Raw genomic sequence first — 24427 nt, 5'->3', positions numbered from 1 at the left:
AAACTATACGCAGCACAAGAATAAAAATGTGACTTCGCTATTTATTTTAGAACCCCATCACAACCTGTTGCTTTCCCTCTCCAGAACTGATTAAAAGTTCTTGCAGTGAACAACAGCGACGCTCTACATCGCTGACCACCAACGCTCAACATCCACTATCAACCGGACGATCCCTCTCGGCCTCGGGCAACTGTTGCCGCCGATTGTCTGCCGTTGAAAAACCGAAAATAACATGACGTTAATCGTTTAACTTAAGGACATATCCATGAAACGCAACTACATCGCACTCAGCTTTCTTGCTCTGACTACACTGGGCGCAACCGTTACAGCACAGGCCGGGCCGCCGGTTACGGTGACGTTCAAGAATCTGGGGACGGAGCAAGCCGAGTACACCGTTGTGACACGCAATGAAAACTCTACCAAGATCAATGCAAAAAGCCCTATCAAGGTTGTGGTCAAGCCAGGGGAATCCGATGCCTATAACGTGCAGAGCACCCTTTCGCCAGACACAAACTATGCCAGCGTCAGGTACGTTATGGGCTCTAAGTCCTGCGTGTTCTCGACCACATTCATAAAAGCTCCGGGAGCAGGTGGCGCCAGAGTGCCCAAGTGGAACCGGACTGCAACGCCTGCAGGCGGTGCGGTTTGCACTGCCACATCTCGTGTCACCAGCCTCGCCAGTCATGCTTGGACAGCAGAGTTTACGATGAAGTAAAACCGAGGTGCGCGCGCCGATTTCGGCGCGCACACCTTTACGAAAACTAAAGACCGCTCAGCGCAGGCCGATACAGGTGACGCACACGACGCCACGGATTGGCTATTAACGCGAGGACGCGAGCATGATAGAAACCCTGTCCATCCCAGCTATCGCTGCACACAATACGATCAAATCGCCTTCCAACATCGCAAACACGACGTCTGGGAAAACAGGCCTGAAAGAGCCAGACAAACTGACAATCGGCTCAGACCAAAGCACGCTCTCCGCGCTATCCAGACAACTAAGTGAAAGCGCAGTACGCGCACAGTCACGCGATCAGACTCTCAGTTTTAAGGACTTAGGCACGCTGGCTAAAAACATTATCGACAAGATCGCAGGCAGTGGTTTTTACGCCAACCGTGAACTGCACGACGCTGAAGTACCTGATACAGACGACCCTGCGCTGCTCGAAAGAGCCCGACAAGCCACGCTCTTCGAGCGTGGTTCAGGAAAAAATCCGTTCGCGGGCCTGCCCCCGGATCAACTGAGGTTGATCATGTACGACGAAAGCGGCAGCTTCACGATCAACGAAAGAAGCGCCGCGTTCGATGAAGAGTATTCGCAAGATCAAATCTGGAAGCGAGCCATCAACCAACGCTACGTCGACGAATACAACGAAACCGGCAAGAGCACCCAGACGCTGTTCATGCTGCTTGAGCATTACAACGCCCTGCCGCCCATAGAAAAGGCGCAATACCCGGCCAACTATGTGGACAACCTGATCTCGGGCGACAGTTCGGCACTGGACATGCTCAACAGCCTGAAGAACGAGCCTTCAGACGATCAGCTTCCCAACGCCAGGACATAAAATTTGCTGTCCACTGCCATGAGCGGAAAGCTTTCAGGCAGGTCCGCCTTCGCGACCTCGCTGAACCCGTGCTTCTCATAGAAGCGGTGTGCAGCGAGGAATTTGTCGGTGGTGCCGAGGAATATTTCGCTGACGCCTTTAAGCCTGGCGTCTTCGATCAGTCGGTCCAACAGTTTGGCAGCCACCGAGAATTCACGTCCGCGAAACGGCGCGGCGACGAACATCTTGCGCAGCGCCGCCTGCCTTGCACCGATGTCCTTGAGCCCGATGGTGCCGATGACCTGCTCACCGTGCGTGGCGACCCAGAAGTCTCCGGTGCCGCTCTGATAGAAATCGGGAATGGCCTTGAGGTCTGGCTGCTCTTCGGCGGTGATGGCGATGCCGAACTCTTCACGCTGGATGGGCAGGATCACATCGACCACGCCCTGCTGGTGATGCGGCTCGAAACGTTGAATCAGGATATCGGTCGGGGTCAAAACGCAGCTCCTTGTCATGATGTGCAACACCAGAGCAGTATCCCGGACAAGCAAACGCCCCGACAAGTCGAGGCGTTTGCTTGAGCATTTCCGAACGCCGCGCTGAAGCGCGGCGTCGAGAATGTTTAATTACAACTTCGGACCGGCAGCCTTGATGGCGTCGCTCACGTCGAACTTCTTGAAGTTCTCCACGAACAGGCCAGCAAGTGCCTTGGCGGCTTCGTCGTAGGCAGCCTTGTCAGCCCAGGTGTTGCGTGGGTTGAGCAGGTTGGTGTCCACGCCCGGAACCGACTTCGGTACGTCGAGGTTGATGGTGTCCAGGTGCTCGGTTTCGGCACCGATCAGCGCGCCGCTCTGGATCGCTGCAATCACGCCACGGGTGGTCGGGATGTTGAAGCGTTTGCCAACGCCGTAGCCACCGCCGGTCCAGCCGGTGTTGACCAGATAGACCTTGGAACCGAAGCCGCGGATGCGCTTGATCAGCAGCTCTGCGTATTCGCCGGCCGGACGCGGGAAGAACGGTGCGCCGAAGCAGGTGGAGAAGGTGGACTTGATGCCCGAACCCGAACCCATTTCAGTCGAACCGACCAGTGCGGTGTAACCCGACAGGAAGTGGTAGGCAGCCTGCTCTTCGCTGAGGATCGACACAGGCGGCAGTACGCCGGTCAGGTCGCAGGTCAGGAAGATCACGGCGTTTGGCTCGCCACCGAGGTTCTTCGGTGCGCGTTTTTCGATCAGTTCGCGCGGGTAGGCCGCACGGCTGTTCTGGGTCAGGCTGCTGTCGGCATAGTCGGCTTTCTTGTTGGCGTCGAGGATGACGTTTTCAAGAACAGCGCCGTGCTGAATGGCTTTCCAGATGACAGGCTCGTTCTTCTCGGACAGGTCGATGCACTTGGCATAGCAACCGCCTTCGATGTTGAACACCACGCCTTCGCCCCAGCCGTGCTCGTCGTCACCGATCAGGTAACGGCTTTCGTCAGCAGACAGCGTGGTCTTGCCGGTGCCGGACAGACCGAAGAACAGGGTCACGTCGCCGTCTTCACCCATGTTCGCTGCGCAGTGCATCGGCAGTACATCGGAAGCCGGCAGCAGGAAGTTCTGCACGGAGAACATGGCTTTCTTCATTTCGCCGGCATAACGCATGCCTGCGATCAGCACCTTGCGGGCTGCGAAGTTGATGATGACAGTGCCGTCGGAGTTGGTGCCGTCGCGCTCAGGGTCGCAGACGAACCATGGCGCGTTCTGGATTTCCCATTCGTCCTTGCCGGCCGGGTTGTACTGTTCAGGATTGATGAACAGGCAACGGCCGAACAGGTTGTGCCAGGCTGTCTCGGTGGTCATCTTGACGGGCAGGTAGTGCGCAGGATCGGAACCTACATGAACGTGGGAAACGAAGCGCTCGCGTTCAGCCAGATAAGCACCTACACGATTCCACAGGGCGTCGAATTTCTCGGCCGGGAACTTGCGGTTGATCGGGCCCCAGGCGATTGCGTCCTGAGTGCTCGGCTCTTCGACGATAAAACGATCGACCGGCGAGCGGCCGGTGCGATGGCCTGTCTGCACAACCAGTGCGCCAGTGTCGGAAAGTTCGCCTTCGTTGCGGGCAAGGGCTTCCTTGACCAGTTCGTCGGTGCTCAGATCGGTGTACACAGCGGTGTTGGTTTGCGTCATGAGGTTCCCCGTCGGCCAGTGGCCGAGTGCTCCAAACGGTTTTGTAGTAAAAAAACTACCACTACTACAGCGTAAAAGTGGGCCGGATTATGCCAGAAAAGCTCAGGAATGGTAGAACCCTCCTGTCAGAACTGGATTACAGGGCCCACGTCGTATTCTGGGGGCTGTTTGCGGTCTGGTTAATGACGCGTGTCAGATGGCGAATCGACACCGCCGCCAGCGAACAGCTGGGCGACGTCAGTGGCATCGAACAGATAGCGCTCGTTGCAGAACTGGCAGTCGATCTCGATGGTGCCGTTGTGCTCCTGAACCAGCTGCTGTGCGTCCTCTAGCCCCAGGCTGACCAGCGCGTTGGCAGAACGCTCGCGTGAGCAGCTGCAGCGGAAGCAGATAGGCTGGATGTCGAACAGGCGCAGCGGGTCTTCGTGGTAGAGGCGATGCAGGATGGTCGCGTTGTCCAGGCTCAGCATTTCCTCGGCGGTCAGGGTGCTGGCCAGCGTGATGACGTGTTCCCAGCTGGCGTCCCGCTCTTCAGGATCGGGGATCTGCGCCACCGGCAACTGTTGCAACAACAGGCCGCGAGCGCGATGGCCGTCGGCCTTGAGCCAGAAACGCGTGCCCAATTGCTCGGACATCACGAAATAGCTGGAGAGGCTCTCGGAGAGGTCCACGCCGTCCAGCGCAACGATGCCCTGATAACGCTTGCCCTTGCGAGGGTCGATGGTCAGCGTCAGCGAACCATCAGGCATCAGGTCCTGCAGCCCCGCGCCCGGCGTGATCAATGCTTCGTCGTAGCGGGCGATGCCACGCAGTTCGCGCTCGCTCGAGCACTCGACCATCAACAGAGGTACAGCGCCACTGGAGCGCGCCTGCAGAATCAGCAGACCGTCGAACTTGAGCGTGCCTACCAGCAAGGCAGCAGCGGCCATCAGTTCGCCAAGCAATTCTGCGACCGGTTCGGGGTACGGGTGTTTGGCGAGCACTTCGGCGTAGCTGCGTTCGAGAGCGACCAGTTCTCCACGAACGTCGCTTTCGTCGAAGATGAAGCGCTGGGTGAAATCGATGTCCGGGGTATCGTTCATAAAAGAAGGTATCTGACGTGAATATCGGTGGTGGCAGTCGACGTGAAAGCGCCGCAGTGTGTCCAAAGACACACCGCATCGTGCCGTATGACAGGCATTTTAGGAGCTATAGGGCAGTCTTCCAAGCCGAACGGCATTTCAGGGCGACCGATTGGCCGTTCAGTAGCAGGACTCAAACGTCGCGCTGGACGCCACGAAAATCAAAAATCTGACGGCGCTGCTTCTTGGTCGGTCGCCCCTCGGTCGTGACGCCCAGGTTACCGGCCTTGCGTTGCGCGGCCGCATGCTCGCGCCGGGTGATACTTTCCGGTGTTTCGCGATAGAGTGTCTGGGCTTCGGGAGCGCCACGACGCACGACAGACAGCGCTTCGACCACGACTGTGCGCTCATCGAAACCCATGCGGATCTGAAACTCGTCGCCCACGCGGGGCTCCTTGCCGGGCTTGCAGCGTTCGCCGCGACAGTGCACCTTGCCACTTTCGATGGCGGCCTTGGCCAGGGCGCGGGTCTTGAAGAAACGCGCTGCCCACAGCCATTTGTCCAAACGAACCTTGTCATCCTCTTCTGGCTTTTGTGCCATATGAATTCCTCATCTTTATAACAGTCAGAACGTTTACAGGCGTTTTGCAATCAGTGACGGCCTCAGGACGTTCGCTTGTGCAAGACCTTATATCGACACGAACATGAAGTAACCGATCCTTGCATGTCAAAGACAGCCTGCTTCAATTTCACAGCCTTTACCCCGTAGGGAGTGCGACGTGACCGACTTTCCAGCTTCATTGACTGCCCCCAGGAAGGGGTGCGAAGGCTGTACACACAGTCCGGAACTGAATTTTTCGTTCGACTATGCCTATCAGCCCATTGTAGATCTGCGCGATCATTCCATCTTCGCCCATGAGGCGCTGGTGCGTGGCCCCAACGGCGAAGGTGCGCATTCGGTGCTCAGCCAGGTCACGGATCAGAACCGCTATCGCTTTGACCAGGCGTGCCGCACCACGGCCATTGCCGGTGCCGCGCAACTGGGAATGAACGAACGACTTTCGATCAACTTTCTGCCCAATGCCGTGTATCGTCCCGAGCTGTGCATCCGCAGCACGCTGGAAGCGGCAAAGGCACACAATTTCCCTATCGACCGCCTGATTTTCGAGACAATCGAAACCGAGCACGTGGACGATCAGGGTCACTTGAGCAATATTCTGCGCGAGTACCGTGAGTTCGGTTTCATGACCGCCATCGACGATTTCGGCGCGGGCCATTCCGGCCTGTCGCTGCTGGCTGATTTTCAACCCGACCTGATAAAACTCGACATGAATCTGATCCGCGATATCCACCGCGATCGCGCGCGTCAGGCTATTGTTCGTGGGGTTGTCACAATGTGTTCGGAGTTAGGGATTAAAGTCATCGCCGAGGGAATAGAAAGTGTGGAGGAGCGGGATTTCCTCGCAGATTGCGGCATTTTCCTGATGCAGGGTTACTGGTTCGCCAAACCTGCGTTCAAAGCCCTGGCGCGGATCAGTCCCGACGCCTGGCAGAAGTCTTGATACATACGGAATCGCATTGAAAACATTCGACCATCTGACAGTCATCGGCCTGCGCGAGTGGGTGGCGCTTCCCGATTTGGGGGTGGCGGGCCTTCGGGCAAAAATCGATACCGGCGCCAGCACGTCGAGCCTGCATGCGACCGAAATAGAACCTTTCGAACGCGATGGCCAGAAGTGGGTTCGTTTCAACGCGCATCTGGGCACCGTGGTTCAGTTGCGACATCGCCGCTGCGAGGCCCTGCTGGTTGCCATGAAAACCATCAAAAGCTCCAACGGTCAGGCACAGGTGCGTTACGTCATTCGCACCACGCTGGCCCTCGGTGATCGCATCTGGCCAGTGGAATTCACGCTGGCATGCCGCAAGTCGATGCGTTATCGGCTGCTGCTGGGCTCCAACGCCTTGATCGACGGCCAACTGGTCGTCAATCCGGGCATTACTTATGTACAAGACAAGCCGGTGTTCCCGGCCTCTACTTCCTCAGGTGCTGCATGAAGATCGCTGTGCTTTCGCGTAACCCGCGTCTGTATTCCACCCGTCGTCTGGTCGAAGCTGGTATTGAGCGTGGCCACGAGATGGTGGTGATCGATACCCTGCGCGCCTATATGAACATCGCCAGTCATAAGCCGCAGATCCATTACCGCGGCAAACCACTGGAAGGCTTCGATGCGGTGATCCCGCGCATCGGTGCGTCCGTGACGTTTTATGGCTGCGCGGTGTTGCGCCAGTTTGAAATGATGGGTGTGTTTCCGCTCAATGAATCCGTGGCCATTGCCCGTTCACGGGACAAGCTGCGCTCGCTGCAACTGCTCTCGCGTCGCGGGATCGGCCTGCCGGTCACCGGTTTCGCTCACTCCCCTGACGATATTCCCGACCTGATCCAGATGGTCAATGGCGCTCCGCTGGTGATCAAGGTGCTGGAAGGCACTCAGGGCATCGGCGTGGTGCTGTGTGAGACGGCGACCGCTGCCGAGTCGGTGATCGAGGCATTCATGGGCCTCAAGCAGGACATCATGGTTCAGGAGTACATCAAGGAAGCGGGTGGCGCGGACATTCGTTGCTTCGTGGTTGGTGACAAGGTCATTGCCTCGATGAAGCGCCAGGCCAAGCCGGGTGAGTTTCGCTCCAACCTGCACCGTGGCGGCAGCGCCAGCCTGATCAAGATCACGCCGGAAGAGCGCATGACGGCCTTGCGTGCGGCCAAGGTCATGGGCCTGAGCGTGGCGGGTGTGGATATCCTGCGTTCCAATCACGGCCCGCTGGTGATGGAAGTGAACTCGTCACCGGGTCTTGAAGGGATCGAGGTGACCACCAGCAAGGACGTCGCCGGGATGATCATCGAGTATCTGGAAAAGAACAGCGGCCCGCACATGACGCGGACCAAAGGGAAAGGCTAAGTCTTCAACAGGATAGGATCGTGCCAATGCTTCGCGTTGGCACGATCATCATGACGCTTTAAACCGCATCCCTCGGCAACATCAGCCCCAACGGCAAACGCACCCGCGCTTCCAGACCGCCTCCCGAACGATTCCTCAACTCGACATTGCCGCCATGCATGGCCGCGATGCGCTTGACGATGGCCAGCCCAAGCCCCGTGCCTTTGCCGCTGCGCGCCCGGTCGCCACGGATGAAGGGGTTAAAGATGGTGTCCAGTTCAGACGGATCGATACCGGCGCCACGGTCAAGCACGCTCAGCACCACGTATGGCGCATTCCGGTCGCCCGAGACATAGGCGGCCACTTCGATGCCGTTGCCCGCATGGTGCCTGGCATTGCCGATCAAATTGGTGAGCAGACGCTTCATGGAGACGCGACGCAGCGGGAATGGCGGAATCGGTTCCAGACACAGGCGGATGGTGTCTTCGGCGCTATTGAACGGCTCAACTACCTCACGCACCAGATCACCCAGGTCGACTTCCTCGATTTGCTCGTCACGACCGTCGCGAATGAAGGCCAGGAACTGGTCGAGAATCGCGTCCATATCCTCAATGTCGCGCACCATGCCATCGGTGAATTCGTTGTCGCTCATCAATTCCAGCGACAGCCGCAGCCGGGTCAGCGGTGTACGCAGGTCGTGGGACACACCGGCCAGCATCAGTTCACGCTCCTGACCCGCCTGCTCGACATCCTCGGCCATCTGGTTGAAGGCTCGATACACCTCGGCCATTTCACTCGGCGTGTCACTGATCGGTAGCCGCACGCTGCGCCCCTGACCCAGCTGGCGAGCCGCAAAGACCAGTCGTTTGAGGGGCTGATTGAGCTGGCGCACGAAAATCCAGGCGGATGCTGTGGACAACAGGCCAATGGCGAGAAACCAGCCCAGCACGCTCCAGATCTTCTGGCCACGCAGCGGATGTGGATACAGCGGCACCTTCAGCCAGCCGTCACCCAGGCTCGGCGCTCGCACCCACAGCGCGGGCGGCGCATGCACACGCAAGCGCACTTCGGTATCGGCACCCAGTTCAGCCTGCATCTGCCGCTGGTAAATCTCACTGTAAGGCCAGTGCTGCTCGCCTTCCGGCACTCCGCCGCCCACCACACGAATCAGACCGGCCGCTTCGGCAATCGCTTCCCGGTCGTTTTCATCGGCCGCCCAGTAGGCACGCAGGGTCAGGGCGACACCGTGGCTGTACTGCCTGTCGACCAGCACGTCCTCGTTCATCAGCAGATAGACCAGCGTCAGCGCCTTGGAAAACAGCACGACGATGAGCACCAGCCACAGGGTGCGGGAGAAAAAGCTTTGCGGGAACCAGAGCGGAGTCTTCATAACTGCAGCTACACACTTTGCAGGGCGAGCCTGGGCTCGCAAGTTTGCCGGACGCGGGACAGACCCGAGGTACGAACGCAAAAAACCAGCTGGCCGATAATCCGTGCAGGATTATCGACGTGGCTGGCAGGATCTTCGGTGTTCTGTTCTGACAAACAAGCTGTCAGCGATTTCCGGCACCATCTGGAACGAACACATAGCCTACGCCCCAGACCGTCTGGATATAACGGGGTTTGGAAGGATCCGGTTCGATCAGGCGACGCAGACGGGAAATCTGCACGTCGATGGAGCGTTCCAGTGCATCCCATTCCCGGCCACGGGCCAGGTTCATCAGCTTGTCACGGGTCAACGGCTCGCGAGCGTGCATGACCAGCGCCTTGAGGACTGCGAACTCGCCGGTCGTCAGCATGTGCACTTCATCACCGCGCTTGAGTTCGCGGGTCGCCAGGGACAGTACATAGTCACCGAAGCTGACCGACTCGTCTTCACTGCCGGGCGCGCCTGGCACCGGTGCAGCCTGACGACGCAGGACGGCCTTGACGCGGGCCATCAACTCGTCCGGGTTGAACGGCTTGGCCAGATAATCGTCGGCGCCCAGCTCTAGGCCCTTGATACGGCTCAACTCATCGCCCTTGGCGGTAAGCATGATGATCGGCACCTGGTTGTTCGCTGCACGCAAACGACGGCAAGCGGAAAGGCCATCTTCCCCAGGCAGCATCAAGTCCAGAACCACAAGGTTGAAGACCTCGCGGGACAACAGTCGGTCCATTTGCTCCACGTTCGCCACGGCGCGGGCACGATAGCCCTTGCTGGTGAAGAAACGTTCCAGGAGGCTGCTCAGCCCGGGATCGTCATCGACGATCAGGATTTTTTCGCCTTCAGCATTTTGTGCGGTGCTGCTCATCGGATGCTCCTTTGATCTCGGGGCGCATTATGGCGTAGCTGCGGTGATGCGCACCGTGTGCATTGTTAGCAGATTTTACTGGGGGCCACACTCAGGCGTGCTCAGCAGCAGGCAAAAAGGTCGCGCTCGTCGGCCAATCCCCTAATCCGGCGTCGCCGGGTATAATGCGCGGCCCTCAAAGTCAGGCAACACCAGACTTATGGCAGTTCGCCAGTCGTGCAAATAAACCTCGACGCGCCAGGCGCTGGCAAGGCAAACCGTAAAAGCCCAGTTTTTTGCTCACAACTCCAGGTGGTCTTATGGACAGCATCAACAGCCGCATCGCCGAAGAACTCGGCGTACGCCCACAACAGGTCGCAGCGGCCGTAGCACTACTGGATGAAGGCTCGACAGTGCCCTTCATTTCCCGCTACCGCAAGGAAGTGACCGGCAGCCTCGATGACACGCAGCTGCGTCATCTGGAAGAGCGCCTGCGCTACCTGCGCGAGCTGGACGACCGGCGCGTCAGCATCCTTGCCAGCATTGAAGAGCAGGGCAAACTGACCCCGGAACTGGCCCGCGACATCAAGCTGGCCGACACCAAGACCCGTCTTGAAGACTTGTACCTGCCGTACAAACAGAAGCGCCGCACCAAGGGTCAGATCGCGCTTGAAGCCGGTCTGGGCGAGCTGGCCGACGGCCTGTTCAACGACCCGAGCCTGACACCCGAGACCGAAGCCGCCCGCTTCGTCGACGCCGAAAAAGGCGTAGCCGATATAAAAGCCGCGCTGGAAGGTGCCAAATACATCCTGATGGAGCGCTTCGCTGAAGACGCGTCCCTGCTCGATAAACTGCGCGGTTTCCTGAAACAGGAAGCCGTGATCAGCGCGCGTGTTGTACCGGGCAAGGAAGAGGAAGGCGCCAAGTTCCGCGACTACTTCGAACACGACGAGCCACTCAAAAGCATGCCGTCGCACCGCGCCCTGGCGATTTTCCGTGGCCGCAACGAAGGCTTTCTCAGTTCCGCACTGAAAGTCGGCGAAGAGCTGCCGGGCACCATGCATCCGTGCGAACTGATGATTGGCGAACGTTTCGGCATCCAGAACCAGAGCCGCCCTGCGGACAAGTGGCTGGCCGAGGTGGTGCGCTGGACCTGGAAGGTCAAGCTCTACAGCCACCTGGAAACCGACCTGTTGGGCGAGTTGCGCGACGGCGCCGAGACCGAAGCGATCAACGTGTTCGCGCATAACCTGCACGACCTGCTGCTGGCCGCACCGGCCGGTCAGCGCGCCACGCTGGGCCTCGATCCCGGCCTGCGGACCGGTTGCAAGGTTGCGGTGGTAGACGCCACCGGCAAGCTGCTCGACTACGCCACTGTTTATCCGCATGTGCCCAAGAACCAGTGGGACCAGACCATCGCCGTGCTGGCAGCCCTGTGTGCCAAGCATTCGGTCGATCTGATCGCCATCGGCAACGGCACTGCCAGCCGCGAAACCGACAAGCTGGCAGCCGACCTGATCAAAAAATACCCAGGCCTGAAAATGACCAAGGTCATGGTCTCCGAAGCCGGCGCATCCGTGTATTCGGCATCGGAGCTGGCGGCCAAGGAATTCCCGGACCTGGACGTGTCGATTCGTGGTGCAGTGTCCATTGCCCGTCGCCTGCAGGATCCGCTGGCTGAGCTGGTGAAAATCGATCCGAAATCCATCGGCGTCGGCCAGTACCAGCATGACGTTTCTCAGCTGAAACTGGCACGCGGCCTGGATGCTGTGGTGGAAGACTGCGTGAACGCCGTGGGCGTGGACGTGAATACCGCCTCCGTCGCCCTGCTGGCGCGCATTTCCGGCCTGAATACGACGCTGGCGCAGAACATCGTTGCTCACCGCGACGAAAACGGCGCATTCAAAACCCGCGCGGCGCTCAAGAAAGTGGCCCGTCTCGGCGAGAAGACGTTCGAACAGGCCGCAGGCTTCCTGCGCGTCATGAGCGGCGACAACCCGCTGGACTCCTCGGCCGTTCACCCGGAAGCTTACCCGTTGGTGCAGCGCATCGCGGCAGAAACCGACCGTGATATCCGTTCGCTGATCGGCGATGCCAGCTTCCTGAAGCGTCTGGACCCGAAGAAATTCACCGACGAAACCTTCGGTCTGCCGACCGTGACCGACATTCTGCAGGAGCTCGAAAAGCCGGGTCGCGACCCACGCCCCGAGTTCAAGACTGCCGAGTTCCAGGACGGTGTCGAAGACCTCAAGGACCTGCAACTTGGCATGATCCTCGAAGGCGTGGTCACCAACGTCACCAACTTCGGTGCATTCGTCGACATCGGCGTGCATCAGGACGGTCTGGTGCATATCTCTGCGCTGTCGGAGAAGTTCATCAAGGACCCGCGTGAAGCGGTCAAGGCCGGTGACGTGGTGAAAGTGAAGGTCATGGAAGTCGACATCCCGCGCAAACGCGTCGGCCTGTCGATGCGTATGAGCGATACGCCGGGCGAGAAAATAGACGGTGCCCGTGGCGCACGTCCAGGCTCGTCGCCGCGCCAGCAGAACAGCACGCCACGCAAGGAAACCACCACCGCTGCGCCCGTCAACAACGCCATGGCTTCGCTGTTTGCCAACGCCAAGCAGTTGAAGAAGCGCTGATGGATATTCCTGAAGACCTGACCCACAGCGCCTTTTTCAAGATGCTGGGCTGTGAGCTGCGGCGTCTGGACGAAGGCGTCGCCGAAGTTGCACTGCCGCTGGAAGCGCACCTGCGCAACCGCGGCAATGTGATGCACGGTGGGGCAATCTTCAGCCTGGTCGACATCAGCATGGGGCTGGCCTGTTCCAGCTCCCACGGCTTCGATCAGCGCAGCGTGACCATCGAATGCAAGATCAACTACGTGCGCGGTGTGTCCGAAGGCGAGGTGCTGTGCATCGCCAAGGTTCTGCACGCCGGACGTCGCACGCTGGTTGTGGAAGCCGAAGTCGTTCAGGGCGACAAGCTCGTGGCCAAGGCTCAAGGCACGTTCGCCGTCATATAGACTTCAATGAACACGGGACGAACGTGATCGCTGAGAACGGAATCTAGCTGTAGACGACCGATTTGGGTTAATTTCGGCACCATTAGCGTGGTGCCGAGTCCATTTGGTGGTACGACGAAGAGCCGTGATTGCGAACAGGTGTCAAAAGACCCCAACCAGGCGAAAACGCCAGTTCCTTTCTTCACCCTTGTAGACCGTCATGTCCACCCCCATATCGGGGCGACCGATGCGTGAAGGATTCCACCTTGAGCGAACTTTTAAACCGTCGTCTGGCTTTGCTCGGCGAGCGCAACAACCTCTCTCTGCTGGAGCAGTGCCTGCACGGTATCGAGCGTGAATGCCTGCGTGTGACCGAACAGGCACACCTGGCGCAGACGCCTCATCCGACCGCTCTGGGCGCGGCTTTGACCAATGGACTGATCACCACCGACTATTCAGAGTCGCTGCTGGAGTTCATCACCCCGGCGCTCAAAGACCCGGTGCAGACACTCGACAGCCTCGACAGGATCCATCGCTTCGCCTACAGCAAGCTGGACCGCGAGCTGCTGTGGAGCCCGTCCATGCCCTGCCCGCTGCCGGACGAAGAACATATACCGATTGCCTATTACGGCACCTCGAACATCGGCAAGCTCAAATATGTGTACCGCAAGGGCCTGGCCCTGCGTTATGGCAAGACCATGCAGTGCATCGCAGGCATTCATTACAACTTCTCGCTGCCTGAAGACGCCTGGGCGTTGTTGAAGCAGACCGAAGATTTTGCCGGTGACGCGCGTGACTACCAGTCGCACTCCTACATCGCGCTGATTCGTAACTTCCGACGCTACAGCTGGCTGCTGATGTACCTGTTCGGTGCCTCGCCGGCGCTGGATGCAGGCTTCCTGCGCGGCCAACCGCACATGCTCGAACAGTTCGACGGCGACACGCTGTACCTGCCGTACGCGACCAGCCTGCGCATGAGCGATCTGGGCTACCAGAGCAACGCTCAGGCCGATCTGACGCCGTGCTACAACGATCTGGTCAGCTACACCGACAGCCTGCGCAAGGCCGTTGCCACGCCCTATGCGCCTTATGTCGAAACCGGCACACATGACGCCAACGGCGAATGGGTGCAGCTCAACACCAACGTGCTGCAGATCGAGAACGAGTACTACTCCAACATCCGTCCCAAGCGTGTGACCTACACGGGCGAGCGTCCGATTCAGGCGCTGATGTCGCGTGGCGTGCAGTACGTCGAAGTCCGCTGCCTGGACATCAACCCGTTCCTGCCGACCGGCATCAGCCTGGAGCAGTCGCGCTTCATCGATGCCTTCGTGCTGTATTGCGCACTTGAAGAAAGCCCGCAACTGGCCAACCACGAGTGCTCGAACGCAGGCTCCAACTTCCTGACCGTGGTCAAGGAAGGACGTCGTCCTGATCTGGAACTGCTGCGCAACAACGACCCGATCAAGCTGAAAGACTGGGCCAACGAACTGCTGCAGAAAATCACGCCGATCGCGCAATTGCTCGACGAGGCTCAGGGCACTGACGAGCATCTGAAGTCGATGGCCGTGCAGCATGCGAAGGTGGCCGATTCATCACTGACGCCGTCGGCGCAGGTGCTGGAAAGCATGAGGGCGCACAACGAAGGCTTCACCGGGTTCTCGTTGCGCCAGAGCCAGCTTCATGCCGAATACTTCCGCAGTCACCCGCTGACAGCCGAAGAGCAGGCGCACTTCGAAGAACTGGCGAAAACCTCGATTGCCGAACAGACCGAACTGGAAGCGACCGAAGAAGTGGTGGATTTCGACACCTTCGTAGGATCGTATCAGGCGAGTATTCTGGCGATCAGTAACTGAGGGCTGGATACAGCCTCGGTGGGGGCGCTACCCAGTCTTCAACCTGGCGCTATCACGCAGCAAACTTGGCGGGAGCGGACTTGTGATGATCGTTCCCACGCTCCAGCGTGGTAACGCCGCCCAGGACGCTCCGCGTCCGCTCTCGAATGCGGCGCAGATGCGTGGCCAAACTCCAGCGCTATTCACGTCATGCGCTGGGCTCACTGGATCCGCAATCTGCGCCATTTGTGACGCGGAGCGTCACGGGAGGCATGCCCACGCGGAGCGATGGGCACGATCAGTGTTTATAACAATGAGTGCTCCGCGTCCGGTCAGCACTTCGCCGATCATTACACTTGCCAGCGACTCAAATCGCCTTCTCGAATATCTTCGAATTACGCTGGTAGTTATATAACGACGCACGCGCACTCGGCAGGCGGTCGACGCTGCTTGGCTCGAAACCACGCTCGCGGAACCAGTGCGCGGTACGGGTCGTAAGGACGAACAGTGTCGTGAGCCCCAGTGCGCGGGCGCGGTTTTCGATGCGTTCGAGCAGCTCGTCACCACGGCCGCCATGCCGGTACTCGGGATTGACCGCCAGACACGCCAGCTCGCCCGCCTGAGAGTCGGCAATCGGATACAACGCCGCACAGGCAATGATCAGCCCTTCTCGCTCGACCACGCTGAACTGGGTGATTTCGCGCTCCAGCACTTCGCGCGAACGACGCACCAGAATGCCCTGCTCTTCCAGCGGCGTGATCAGGTCCATCAAGCCGCCCACGTCTTCAATCGCTGCCTCGCGAACCAGTTCGAACTGTTCCTGAGCCACCAACGTACCACCACCGTCGCGGGTGAACAGTTCGGTCAGCAGCGAGCCGTTTTCGGCATAGCTGACAATATGACTGCGACCCACGCCACCACGACAGGCCTCGGCCGCTGCATCGAGCAGTTCCGCCTGATAATTGCTGCCCAAGCGCAGCAAGTGCGCGGGCACCTGCTGCGGACGCAATTCGCGCACCAGACGCCCGTGCTCGTCCAGCAAGCCGGTTTCAGCGCCGAACAGCAGCAGCTTGTCGGCCGCCAGATCGATGGCCGCGCGAGTCGCCACGTCTTCACAGGCCAGATTGAAAATCTCGCCGGTTGGCGAATAGCCCAGCGGCGACAACAACACGATATGGCGTTCATCCAGCAAGCGGTTGATGCCCTTGCGGTCAACCCTGCGCACTTCGCCGGTGTGCTGGTAATCGACACCTTCCAGCACGCCGATCGGACGCGCTGTCACCACGTTGCCGCTGGTGACCCGCAGACGCGAGCCCTGCATCGGCGAGGCGGCCATGTCCATCGACAGGCGCGCCTCGATGGCGATGCGCAGCTGGCCGACAGCGTCGATCACGCATTCAAGGGTTTCGGTATCGGTAATACGCATATCGCGATGAAAGCGCGGGGTGATGCCGCGCTGCGCCAGACGGCTTTCGATCTGCGGGCGCGAGCCGTGGACCAGCACCAGCCGCACACCCAGGCTGTGCAGCAACACGAGGTCGTGGACGATGTTGCCGAAGTTCGGATGCGCGACGCCGTCACCGGGCAGCATGACGACGAAGGTGCAGTCGCGGTGGGCATTGATATAGGGAGACGCATGGCGAAGCCAGTTAACGTATTCGGGCATGACAGCAAGAGCCTGTAGAAAAAATGGACGAAGGGCAGAAACACGCACAACGCTGGGCGGTTATCGTCGGAACAGGCTTGGCAACACGCGCACTCTCCTTTTCAAGGTTATCCGACCCGCCTCACTGCGGGGTCAGGCAATAATGTTCGATCAACTGGCGTAACAGATGCACTGTAGGCTCCAGGCGTGACATTTCGAGGTATTCCCCCGGCTGATGCGCACAGGCAATGTCGCCCGGACCCAGCACCAGTGTCTCGCAGCCAAGGCGCTGAAGATAAGGCGCTTCGGTGCCAAATGCTACCGCAGCCGCCGTATGACCGGTCAGTCGTTCAGCTACACGCACCAGTTCTGCGTCCGCGACCTGTTCAAAAGGGGCGCACTCCGGGAACAGCGGTGCGTAATCGATCTTCACCTGATGCATTTCGGCGAGCGGTTGCAGCTTCTGCCGGATTGCTGCGCGCAGCATATCCGGGTCCATGCCGGGCAACGGCCGCAGGTCGAATTCCAGCGAGCACTGGCCGCAGATCCGGTTGGGGTTGTCACCGCCGTGGATGCAGCCCAGGTTCAGCGTCGGCTGCGGCACGGTGAACTGAGGATTGCGGTATTCGAGCTGCCATTGCTTGCGCAGCCCCTTGAGCTCGCTGATGGCGTCATGCATGGCCTCCAGCGCGCTGTGGCCCAGACTCGGGTCGGACGAGTGGCCGCTGCGCCCGAGAATATCGATGCGCTCCATCATCACGCCTTTGTGCATGCGAATCGGCTTGAGCCCGGTCGGCTCGCCGATCACTGCGGCACGACCCAGCGGGCGACCTGCGTCGGCCAGCGCCCGCGCGCCGGCCATGGAGCTTTCTTCGTCGCAGGTGGCGAGGATCAGCAGCGGTTGCTTGAACGGCTGATCCAGCAGGCCGCGCACGGCTTCGATCACCAGCGCGAAAAACCCTTTCATGTCGCAACTGCCCAGACCGACCCAGCGCCCGTCCACTTCGGTGAGCTTCAAGGGATCGGTTTTCCACAAGGCCTCGTCGAACGGCACGGTGTCGCTGTGGCCAGCCAGTACCAGACCGCCGGGACCTGTGCCGAAGGTCGCCAGCAGATTGAACTTGCCGGGCGACACTTGTTGAATGTCGCAGGCGAACCCCAGATCGCCGAGCCATCCGGCCAGCAGGTCGATGACAGGACGATTGGACTGGTCCAGGGAAGGCTGGGTGCAGCTTACCGACGGCGCAGCGATCAAGGCTGCAAACTGGTCTTTCATGGACGGCAAGGGCATGGGCGCTTCCTGTAATCGGGTCGAAACACGCCCCATCATAGGGTCATAACGACCCAGGAATAAACCGTTACGGGCCATGTCCTGTACACTGCCGCACTCAGCAGCCATTCAGTCACGGGCTGCGCTCCCGATATCAGCTCAAGCGTTTGGATTCCCCCGGCCATGCAAAAAGAAACAGAAATCAAACTCCGCGTCAGCCGCGAGACCCTCGCTGCACTGCGTGAACACCCGTTGCTCAAGAAGCGCAACAAAAGTGGCTGGGAGCGCCTCGAGCTGTCGAACCAGTATTTCGATACGCCCGAGCGTGAGCTGGCCCACGCCAAGGTTGCCCTGCGCATCCGCCGCGACGGTGATCAGATCATCCAGACCATGAAGACCCGTGGTCAGAGCGTGGCCGGTCTGTCCGAGCGCAATGAGTACAACTGGGACCTGCCCAAGGCCAAGCTGGACCTCAAGAAGCTGGAAGGCGATTGCTGGCCCGAGCAACTGGCCGGGCTGGACAAGAAAACCATCAAGCCGCTGTTCACCACCGATTTCGTGCGCGAGAAAGCTGAAATCGCCTGGGGCCGTGGCAAGGCCAAGGTCGTGATCGAAGCCGCGCTGGATCTGGGCCAGGTGGTGGCGGGCAAGCAGAAGGAAGAAATCTGCGAGCTGGAGCTTGAGCTGCGTGAAGGCGAGCCTGCTGCGTTGCTGGAACTGGCTGCCGAACTGGCGGCAACCCTGCCGTTGATGCCCTGCGACATCAGCAAGGCCGAGCGCGGCTATCGCCTGCTCGACGCCAGCAGCTACTCGCTGAGCCTCGCGGCGCCTGAACTGACGGCAGAAACGCCGCTGGACGACGCTTACTCGGCACTGGCCTGGCATCTGCTCGGCAGCAGCCAGCGTCTGGCCGAGCAGTACCGTTTCAACGGCCACTGGCGTCTGCTGCAGGACTGGGTCGAGCTGCTCGCCGAACTGCGTGCACTGACCAGCAGCCTTGGCCAAGCCGCACCACGCGCATCGACCGCTCAACTGCGTTCGGCGCTGGACGCCTTGCTGGAAGACTGGCGTCCGCTGGTGCTGGCCGGTCAGGAAGACGGCGACGTGCGCGCTGCCGCTCACGAGCAGTTTCTTGAAGAGTTGCAGGACACCCGTTGGGGCGAGTTCTCGCTGAACACCTCGCGCTGGTTGCTGGAACGCAGCTGGACCACGGAGCGCAACAACCGTGGCAACCGTCAGGGCGCCGCGCTGCTGGCCAGCTGGCTGCCACGCTTGCTGGCCGACGAAGCCACCTCGCTGCAATTGGGTCGTTACCAGCAGCAGCCGGAAGACCTGGCCGAACAGCTGCCACGCATCGAGCGCATCCAGTCCTGGCTGCACTGGGCACGTGGTGCGCTGGACCTGCCGGACCTTGATCGTCTGTATGGCGAGCTGAGAAAACTGGAAGAACTGGCTCATCAGGACATCAGCGACGAAGTGCTGGACGCTCGCGTGCATCAGGCACTGACCGTGTTCCAGGGCCGCGCCTGGAAGACCTTGTTGCGTTTGTAACAGCGCGCACGCTGCGGACTGTGACGCAGAGCGTCACGGGCTGCATGCCCGCGCAGAGCGTGGGCACGATCAATCTCCACCACACTGATCGTTCCGCACGCTCTGCGTGGGAATGCCTCTCAGGACGCTCCGCGTCCGATCCGAGGCGTTTCACGGATGTCGTTCCTCACCGCAACGGCAAGCTCGTCGTAGACTTGATTTCCGACAACGCCACGGTCGAATTCACCTCCTGAATCCCCGGCACCAGCGACAGTTTCTCGAAGAAAAACCGCTCGTACGCCTCAATGTCGGGCGTCACGATGCGCAGCAGAAAATCCACCGACCCCATCAGCACATAGCACTCCAGCACCTCAGGAAAACCGCGAATCGAGTCGGTAAATTCGGTGAAGTTCGAGCGCCCGTGCGCATTGAGTTTCACCTCGGCGAATATCTGCGTATTCAGACCGATCTTCTTGCGATCCAGCAAAGCGACCTGCCGCCGGATCACACCTTCGTCCTTGAGCCGCTGAATGCGACGCCAGCAGGGCGACTGCGACAATCCGACCTGCTCGGCGATCTGCGCGCTGGACAGCGATGCATCCTCCTGGAGCAGGGCAAGAATCCTGCGATCATAGGCATCCAGCTCGACAGACATAAACAATTCTCCAGAAGCATCAGTCACGCATTAACAAGTCAAAACAAGCGTAATTCATTCCATCATTGACCAGATATTTCTTTTTGCGCGTGCAAGAATTTCTCTTAATCGCACAGGAGAAACCGGCATGCCCATGCTCGAAACCGTTCTCACCCCTGCACACCGCCCCGACAGTTGGTCGTCCGCCAGCCACACCTGCTGTGTGCGCTATCAGATCCTCGCCGAGGCAGAACCTGCGCTGTTGTGCCAAGTGCTGAACCTGTTCGCGATGCAGTACCTGACGCCCTGCCACATCGAGGTAACGCGAGAGAACGGACTGCTGGCCATCGACGTGCAGGTCGACGGATTGAGCTGGCACCGGGCGGGCGTCATTGGTGAAAAAATGCGCAATCTGATCGATGTGTGCTCGGTCGAGCTGACGCACAGCGAATCGCTGCAGCCCGCAGAAACCTTCGTCGCGCTGGCTGCCGGCTGAATCCAGAAAGGCCTTTTGGAAATTCCCGGTCGCATAGAAGGCCCAACACTGGCACGCTTGGCAGCTAGTCTTGTTCATCTTCCGATGATGAACTGCCTTAAGGAGCGTGCATGGCATCCCTGGCCCCGTCTTCACAGGATCGCTGGCTCGATCTGAACGATGTACTCCGTGATCTGGTCGCCCAAGGCTTGCTCAGTCAGGACGACGCAGAAACAGCGGTCACCCAGCGGCGCAGCGCCGCGAACATTCAACTGCATCCGCTCGCCTTTCTGGCCAGCCAGCAGTTCGATGACCTGAAACGTCCCGGCAAGAAGCTCGACCTCGAAACGCTGACCGCCTGGCTGGCCAACGCCTGTGGTCAGCCCTACATGCGCATCGACCCGCTGAAGATCAACGTCGCGGCCGTTACGCCGCTGATGTCTTACGCCTTCGCCCAGCGCCACAAGATCCTGGCCGTGGCCGTTGATCGCGAATCGGTCACCATCGCCAGTTCGCAGCCTTATGTGCGCGCCTGGGAAGCCGATCTGGAGCACGTGCTGAAGCTGCAGATCAAACGCGTGGTCGCCAACCCGATAGACATCCAGCGCGTCGGGGTGGAGTTCTTCAGGCTGGCGAAATCGGTCAGCGGCGCCAGCGCCACCGAACAGAAAGTCAGCAACATGGGCAACTTCGAACAGTTGCTCAAGCTCGGCGCCAGCGATCAGGAACCCGATGCCAACGACGCGCACATCGTCAACATCGTCGACTGGCTGTTCCAGTACGCATTCCAGCAGCGCGCCAGCGATATCCACATCGAACCCCGGCGCGAACAGGGCACGGTACGCTTTCGCATCGACGGGGTGCTGCACAACGTCTACCAGTTTCCGCCGCAGGTGGTCATGGCGATTGTCAGCCGCCTGAAGAGCCTGGGACGGATGAACGTTGCCGAAAAACGCAAGCCGCAGGATGGCCGGGTGAAGACTACGACCCCGGAGGGTGGCGAGGTGGAATTGCGCCTGTCGACGCTGCCCACGGCGTTCGGCGAAAAGATGGTGATGCGGATCTTCGACCCCGAGGTGCTGCTCAAGGACTTCGACCAGTTGGGCTTCTCGAGCGATGACCTGCGGCGCTGGCAGGAAATGACCCGCCAGCCGAACGGCATCATTCTGGTGACCGGCCCGACCGGTTCCGGCAAGACCACGACGCTGTACACCACGCTCAAGAAGCTGGCGACCTCGGAGGTCAACCTCTGCACCATCGAAGACCCGATCGAGATGGTGGAGCCGGCGTTCAATCAGATGCAGGTCCAGCACAACATTGACTTGAATTTCGCCAGCGGGGTGCGCGCGCTGATGCGACAGGACCCGGATATCATCATGATCGGCGAGATTCGCGACCTGGAAACTGCCGAAATGGCGATTCAGGCAGCGCTGACCGGTCACCTGGTGCTGTCGACCCTGCACACCAACGACGCGCCCAGCGCCATCAGCCGGATGCTGGAGCTCGGCGTGCCACACTATTTGCTCAAGGCGACGATTTTGGGTGTCATGGCCCAGCGTCTGGTGCGCACCCTGTGCCCGCACTGCAAGGCGCCGATCAACCTGAACGAGACCGACTGGCAGACCCTGACACGCCCTTGGCAGGCGCCTGTGCCATCCGGCGCGCATCAGGCCGTGGGTTGCGTGGAATGCCGCGAAACCGGCTACAGGGGGCGTGCCGGGGTGTACGAGATCATGGTGATGTCAGACGCAGTCAAGTCGCTGATCAGCGCGGACCTGGACCTCACGGCCATGCGCAGGCAGGCCTTCAAGGAAGGCACACGCAGTCTGCGTCTGTCCGGTGCTCAGAAAGTGTCTGCCGGATTGACTACTATTGAAGAGGTGCTGCGCGTGACACCGCAAAGCGAACAGCGCTGAAAGCGTGAAGCCGCAACACCTGAGGCGGAGCTGGCAGGGCACGCGGCGGCTAAAGTGAACAAGCTGGTACACATTGATTGAACTAGTACGTGGCTTTGGCTATCCAACCCGTTAGAACAACCACAGTTGGAGTACCTCACCATGCGTCTCAAGTTTGCTGTCGCCACCGTTGCCTTGCTTTCCATCCCGATGGGTTCAGCGATGGCTGACACCTTTTGGCGTAACGTGATTTCCTCGGGTGCCACCACTGGCTCGACTTACCTGACCTTCAAGGATCACAAGCTGATCGTTGCCGCTCAGGACGACGCAGGCAGCTTTGTTGCCAGCGACGGCGGTATCCGAGGCCCGTTCCTGGAAGCTGCCATCCAGCAGGTTCGTCAGGACAACCCGGGCCTTAAGGCTACCGACATGGAACTGGCCAACGCGATCCTGGACAAGAATCTGGTTGCCGAAAACCAGTAATTGCCCTCAAAAAAAAGCCGCTCGATCGAGCGGCATTTTTTTGTCCGGCGTTTACTCGCCGATGGCGCTTTTGTAACCCGCAGCATCCAGCAGTTTTGCCAGATCACCTGTCGCGTCGACCGGCTTGAGTTTGAAGATCCAGGAAGCATGAGGATCGTTGTTGAGCCCTTCTGGCGTGCCTTGCAGATCGTCATTCACAGCAATCACTTCGCCGGCAACTGGCGAGTAGATATCCGAAGCGGCCTTGACCGACTCGACAACGCCTGCAGCATCACCAGCCGCGAAGGTTTTGCCGATTTCCGGCAGCTCGACGAAAACGACATCGCCCAACGCTTCCTGTGCGTGATCCGAGATACCGACTGTTACGGTGCCATCAGCTTCCAGACGCGCCCATTCATGGCTTTCGGCGAAACGCAGTTCGGCGGGAATATTGCTCATTTAGTCATCCTCAACATCGGGGTCAGCGGAAAACCCGCCAGATTAGGTTAGATCAGGGCTTTGCCATGACGCACAAACGCTGGCTGCACGACCCTCACCGGGTACCATTTGCCGCGGATTTCGACCTCGGCGCGGTCAGCGGTGGCCATCGGAACGCGTGCCAGAGCAATCGACTTGCTCAGCGTAGGAGAGAAACTACCACTGGTTATCTCTCCTTCGCCAATTTCTGCGATGCGGACCACCTGTCGGGCGCGCAACACACCGCGCTCCTCAAGCACCAGTCCCACCAGCTTGGAGGCGATGCCCTTGGCTCGCTCGGCCTCAAGCGCCTGACGTCCAATGAAATCACGTTCGGCCGGCTCCCACGCAATGCTCCAGGCCATGTTCGACACCAGCGGCGAAGCGTTTTCGTCGATATCCTGACCGTACAGGTTCATGCCAGCCTCGAGGCGAAGGGTATCGCGCGCGCCCAGGCCAATCGGGGAAATACCGGCACCGACCAGCTCATTGAAGAAACCCGGAGCCTGCTCGGCAGGCAACATGATTTCCAGCCCGTCTTCGCCGGTGTAGCCGGTGCGGGCGATGAACCAGTCAGCGTTGTCATGGCCTTCGAAAGGTTTGAGCTGGCGAATCAGATCGGCACGGGCACTGGTGACCAACTCGGCGATTCTGATTCGGGCCTGTGGCCCCTGAATCGCCAGCATGGCCATCTCACTGCGCTCGACCAGTTGCACGTCGAACCCTTCCAGCCTGGACTGCATCCAGGCGAAGTCCTTGGCGCCGGTCGCCGCATTGACGACCAGCCGATAACCGCTGGTCGTGAGGTAGACGATCATGTCATCGATGATGCCGCCATGATTGTCGAGCATGGCGCTGTACAGGGCCCGACCCGGCGTCTTGAGCCTGTCGACGTCATTGGCCAGCAGGTAACGCAGCCAGGCCTTGGCCTGACTGCCGCGCACATCGATCACGTTCATATGCGAGACATCGAAGACCCCACAGTCGCGACGCACCTGATGGTGTTCCTCGACCTGCGATCCGTAATGCAACGGCATGTCCCAACCACCAAAATCGACCATCTTCGCGCCGAGCGCGAGGTGCAGGTCAAAGAGTGGGGTACGCTGTCCCATGGGTTTCTCCTTCCGGGCGTGGCGAAGGTGCGGGCAGACACATCACGGCAAGCCCCCCGCTGAGTCGGGGTTTGCAACCAATAAAGCGTGTCGAATTGTCTGACAG

General features: G+C 59.8%; 23 protein-coding genes. 12 read left to right on the top strand and 11 right to left on the bottom strand.

Features of this window, described 5'->3' with window-relative positions; translation table 11 throughout:
- The first annotated feature begins 265 nt into the window (after positions 1-265).
- A complete protein-coding gene (locus CFBP1590_RS01305; RefSeq protein ID WP_088234333.1) occupies positions 266-715 on the top strand; it encodes a cupredoxin domain-containing protein in 450 nt (149 codons plus the stop codon).
- A 124-nt stretch (positions 716-839) separates the two neighbouring features.
- Complete coding sequence (locus CFBP1590_RS01300; RefSeq protein WP_043306733.1) at positions 840-1565, top strand: hypothetical protein; 726 nt, start codon at positions 840-842, stop codon at positions 1563-1565.
- Here the strand turns inward: CFBP1590_RS01300 and CFBP1590_RS01295 are convergent.
- From CFBP1590_RS01295 to CFBP1590_RS01280, 4 genes are all read right to left on the bottom strand, one after another.
- Positions 1541-2041: a GNAT family N-acetyltransferase gene (locus CFBP1590_RS01295; protein WP_029243601.1), complete on the bottom strand. Its 501-nt coding sequence runs from the start codon at positions 2039-2041 to the stop codon at positions 1541-1543. The genes CFBP1590_RS01300 and CFBP1590_RS01295 overlap by 25 nt on opposite strands.
- A gap of 129 nt (positions 2042-2170) precedes the next feature.
- Positions 2171-3712, bottom strand: coding sequence for a phosphoenolpyruvate carboxykinase (locus CFBP1590_RS01290; protein WP_004880560.1), 1542 nt, complete (start codon positions 3710-3712; stop codon positions 2171-2173).
- 179 nt (positions 3713-3891) lie between these two features.
- Positions 3892-4794 (bottom strand): Hsp33 family molecular chaperone HslO, encoded by a 903-nt coding sequence (gene hslO / locus CFBP1590_RS01285; RefSeq protein WP_025996693.1) that lies wholly within the window; start codon positions 4792-4794, stop codon positions 3892-3894.
- Between the two features lie 172 nt (positions 4795-4966).
- Positions 4967-5374, bottom strand: coding sequence for an Hsp15 family ribosome-associated heat shock protein (locus CFBP1590_RS01280; protein ID WP_004880564.1), 408 nt, complete (start codon positions 5372-5374; stop codon positions 4967-4969).
- Positions 5375-5552: 178 nt separating this feature from the next.
- Between CFBP1590_RS01280 and rimA the strand changes: the two genes are divergently transcribed.
- The 3 genes from rimA to rimK are packed head-to-tail and all read left to right on the top strand — an operon-like array spanning position 5553 to position 7730.
- Positions 5553-6335, top strand: coding sequence for a S6 modification regulatory phosphodiesterase RimA (rimA, locus tag CFBP1590_RS01275; protein ID WP_088234332.1), 783 nt, complete (start codon positions 5553-5555; stop codon positions 6333-6335).
- 16 nt (positions 6336-6351) lie between these two features.
- Entirely contained in the window at positions 6352-6828 is a 477-nt protein-coding gene (gene rimB / locus CFBP1590_RS01270) for a retropepsin-like aspartic endopeptidase RimB (RefSeq protein WP_004880568.1), read from the top strand.
- Entirely contained in the window at positions 6825-7730 is a 906-nt protein-coding gene (gene rimK, locus CFBP1590_RS01265) for a 30S ribosomal protein S6--L-glutamate ligase (RefSeq protein ID WP_003318100.1), read from the top strand. The genes rimB and rimK overlap by 4 nt, the downstream gene beginning before the upstream one ends.
- 58 nt (positions 7731-7788) lie before the next feature.
- Here the strand turns inward: rimK and CFBP1590_RS01260 are convergent, their stop codons facing one another.
- A complete protein-coding gene (locus tag CFBP1590_RS01260; RefSeq protein WP_025996695.1) occupies positions 7789-9099 on the bottom strand; it encodes an ATP-binding protein in 1311 nt (436 codons plus the stop codon).
- Between the two features lie 163 nt (positions 9100-9262).
- The gene (gene ompR / locus CFBP1590_RS01255) at positions 9263-10003 is read right to left on the bottom strand and encodes an osmolarity response regulator transcription factor OmpR (RefSeq protein ID WP_004880573.1); all 741 of its coding nucleotides are present in this window, start codon (positions 10001-10003) and stop codon (positions 9263-9265) included.
- 299 nt (positions 10004-10302) lie between these two features.
- Between ompR and CFBP1590_RS01250 the strand changes: the two genes are divergently transcribed.
- The 3 genes from CFBP1590_RS01250 (at position 10303) to gshA (ending at position 14842) form a co-directional block, all read left to right on the top strand.
- The gene (locus CFBP1590_RS01250) at positions 10303-12624 is read left to right on the top strand and encodes a Tex family protein (RefSeq protein ID WP_088234331.1); all 2322 of its coding nucleotides are present in this window, start codon (positions 10303-10305) and stop codon (positions 12622-12624) included.
- Positions 12624-13007, top strand: coding sequence for a PaaI family thioesterase (locus CFBP1590_RS01245; RefSeq protein WP_004880578.1), 384 nt, complete (start codon positions 12624-12626; stop codon positions 13005-13007). Before CFBP1590_RS01250 ends, CFBP1590_RS01245 begins: the two co-directional genes overlap by 1 nt.
- A 245-nt stretch (positions 13008-13252) precedes the next feature.
- Positions 13253-14842, top strand: coding sequence for a glutamate--cysteine ligase (gene gshA, locus CFBP1590_RS01240; RefSeq protein WP_088234330.1), 1590 nt, complete (start codon positions 13253-13255; stop codon positions 14840-14842).
- Between the two features lie 346 nt (positions 14843-15188).
- On the opposite strand, the gene argA is transcribed toward gshA, so the two are convergent.
- Positions 15189-16487 carry an amino-acid N-acetyltransferase gene (gene argA, locus CFBP1590_RS01235; protein ID WP_029242935.1) on the bottom strand — a complete coding sequence of 433 codons (1299 nt, stop codon included), beginning with the start codon at positions 16485-16487 and terminating at the stop codon, positions 15189-15191.
- Between the two features lie 121 nt (positions 16488-16608).
- Positions 16609-17757, bottom strand: a complete 1149-nt coding sequence (argE, locus tag CFBP1590_RS01230; RefSeq protein ID WP_025996700.1) for an acetylornithine deacetylase — start codon at positions 17755-17757, stop codon at positions 16609-16611.
- A 162-nt stretch (positions 17758-17919) separates the two neighbouring features.
- Here argE and CFBP1590_RS01225 point away from each other — a divergent pair, with 162 nt between their 5' ends.
- On the top strand, positions 17920-19287 hold the full coding sequence (locus CFBP1590_RS01225; protein WP_088234329.1) for a CYTH domain-containing protein: 1368 nt from the start codon (positions 17920-17922) through the stop codon (positions 19285-19287).
- Positions 19288-19453: 166 nt separating this feature from the next.
- Here CFBP1590_RS01225 and CFBP1590_RS01220 read toward each other — a convergent pair whose 3' ends face one another.
- A complete protein-coding gene (locus CFBP1590_RS01220) occupies positions 19454-19921 on the bottom strand; it encodes an Lrp/AsnC family transcriptional regulator (RefSeq protein WP_069142707.1) in 468 nt (155 codons plus the stop codon).
- A 127-nt stretch (positions 19922-20048) separates the two neighbouring features.
- Between CFBP1590_RS01220 and CFBP1590_RS01215 the strand changes: the two genes are divergently transcribed.
- The 3 genes from CFBP1590_RS01215 (at position 20049) to CFBP1590_RS01205 (ending at position 22753) form a co-directional block, all read left to right on the top strand.
- Complete coding sequence (locus CFBP1590_RS01215; RefSeq protein ID WP_088234328.1) at positions 20049-20396, top strand: ACT-like domain-containing protein; 348 nt, start codon at positions 20049-20051, stop codon at positions 20394-20396.
- A 110-nt stretch (positions 20397-20506) separates the two neighbouring features.
- Positions 20507-22291, top strand: a complete 1785-nt coding sequence (gene tfpB / locus CFBP1590_RS01210) for a type IV pilus assembly ATPase TfpB (RefSeq protein ID WP_004880596.1) — start codon at positions 20507-20509, stop codon at positions 22289-22291.
- Between the two features lie 141 nt (positions 22292-22432).
- Positions 22433-22753: a DUF2388 domain-containing protein gene (locus CFBP1590_RS01205; protein ID WP_004880598.1), complete on the top strand. Its 321-nt coding sequence runs from the start codon at positions 22433-22435 to the stop codon at positions 22751-22753.
- Positions 22754-22804: 51 nt separating this feature from the next.
- Here CFBP1590_RS01205 and gcvH read toward each other — a convergent pair whose 3' ends face one another.
- Both gcvH and gcvT read right to left on the bottom strand, forming a co-directional pair.
- Positions 22805-23191, bottom strand: a complete 387-nt coding sequence (gene gcvH / locus CFBP1590_RS01200) for a glycine cleavage system protein GcvH (protein WP_088234327.1) — start codon at positions 23189-23191, stop codon at positions 22805-22807.
- Between the two features lie 47 nt (positions 23192-23238).
- Positions 23239-24321, bottom strand: coding sequence for a glycine cleavage system aminomethyltransferase GcvT (gcvT, locus tag CFBP1590_RS01195; protein WP_088234326.1), 1083 nt, complete (start codon positions 24319-24321; stop codon positions 23239-23241).
- Positions 24322-24427 lie beyond the last annotated feature (106 nt).

Source organism: Pseudomonas viridiflava, assembly GCF_900184295.1.
Classification (GTDB): Bacteria; Pseudomonadota; Gammaproteobacteria; order Pseudomonadales; family Pseudomonadaceae; genus Aquipseudomonas; species Aquipseudomonas viridiflava.
Note: the sequence above shows the minus strand (reverse complement) of the source record. Positions and strands in the feature narration are given on the sequence as shown.

Bases quoted from the DNA above. Each gene is read 5' to 3' on its own strand.
- CFBP1590_RS01305 (WP_088234333.1), top strand. From the start codon at position 266: ATGAAACGCAACTACATCGCACTCAGCTTTCTTGCTCTGACTACACTG.
- CFBP1590_RS01300 (WP_043306733.1), top strand. From the start codon at position 840: ATGATAGAAACCCTGTCCATCCCAGCTATCGCTGCACACAATACGATC.
- CFBP1590_RS01290 (WP_004880560.1), bottom strand. From the start codon at position 3,712: ATGACGCAAACCAACACCGCTGTGTACACCGATCTGAGCACCGACGAA.
- hslO (WP_025996693.1), bottom strand. From the start codon at position 4,794: ATGAACGATACCCCGGACATCGATTTCACCCAGCGCTTCATCTTCGAC.
- CFBP1590_RS01280 (WP_004880564.1), bottom strand. From the start codon at position 5,374: ATGGCACAAAAGCCAGAAGAGGATGACAAGGTTCGTTTGGACAAATGG.
- rimK (WP_003318100.1), top strand. From the start codon at position 6,825: ATGAAGATCGCTGTGCTTTCGCGTAACCCGCGTCTGTATTCCACCCGT.
- CFBP1590_RS01260 (WP_025996695.1), bottom strand. From the start codon at position 9,099: ATGAAGACTCCGCTCTGGTTCCCGCAAAGCTTTTTCTCCCGCACCCTG.
- ompR (WP_004880573.1), bottom strand. From the start codon at position 10,003: ATGAGCAGCACCGCACAAAATGCTGAAGGCGAAAAAATCCTGATCGTC.
- CFBP1590_RS01250 (WP_088234331.1), top strand. From the start codon at position 10,303: ATGGACAGCATCAACAGCCGCATCGCCGAAGAACTCGGCGTACGCCCA.
- CFBP1590_RS01245 (WP_004880578.1), top strand. From the start codon at position 12,624: ATGGATATTCCTGAAGACCTGACCCACAGCGCCTTTTTCAAGATGCTG.
- argA (WP_029242935.1), bottom strand. From the start codon at position 16,487: ATGCCCGAATACGTTAACTGGCTTCGCCATGCGTCTCCCTATATCAAT.
- argE (WP_025996700.1), bottom strand. From the start codon at position 17,757: ATGCCCTTGCCGTCCATGAAAGACCAGTTTGCAGCCTTGATCGCTGCG.
- CFBP1590_RS01225 (WP_088234329.1), top strand. From the start codon at position 17,920: ATGCAAAAAGAAACAGAAATCAAACTCCGCGTCAGCCGCGAGACCCTC.
- CFBP1590_RS01220 (WP_069142707.1), bottom strand. From the start codon at position 19,921: ATGTCTGTCGAGCTGGATGCCTATGATCGCAGGATTCTTGCCCTGCTC.
- CFBP1590_RS01215 (WP_088234328.1), top strand. From the start codon at position 20,049: ATGCCCATGCTCGAAACCGTTCTCACCCCTGCACACCGCCCCGACAGT.
- tfpB (WP_004880596.1), top strand. From the start codon at position 20,507: ATGGCATCCCTGGCCCCGTCTTCACAGGATCGCTGGCTCGATCTGAAC.
- CFBP1590_RS01205 (WP_004880598.1), top strand. From the start codon at position 22,433: ATGCGTCTCAAGTTTGCTGTCGCCACCGTTGCCTTGCTTTCCATCCCG.
- gcvH (WP_088234327.1), bottom strand. From the start codon at position 23,191: ATGAGCAATATTCCCGCCGAACTGCGTTTCGCCGAAAGCCATGAATGG.
- gcvT (WP_088234326.1), bottom strand. From the start codon at position 24,321: ATGGGACAGCGTACCCCACTCTTTGACCTGCACCTCGCGCTCGGCGCG.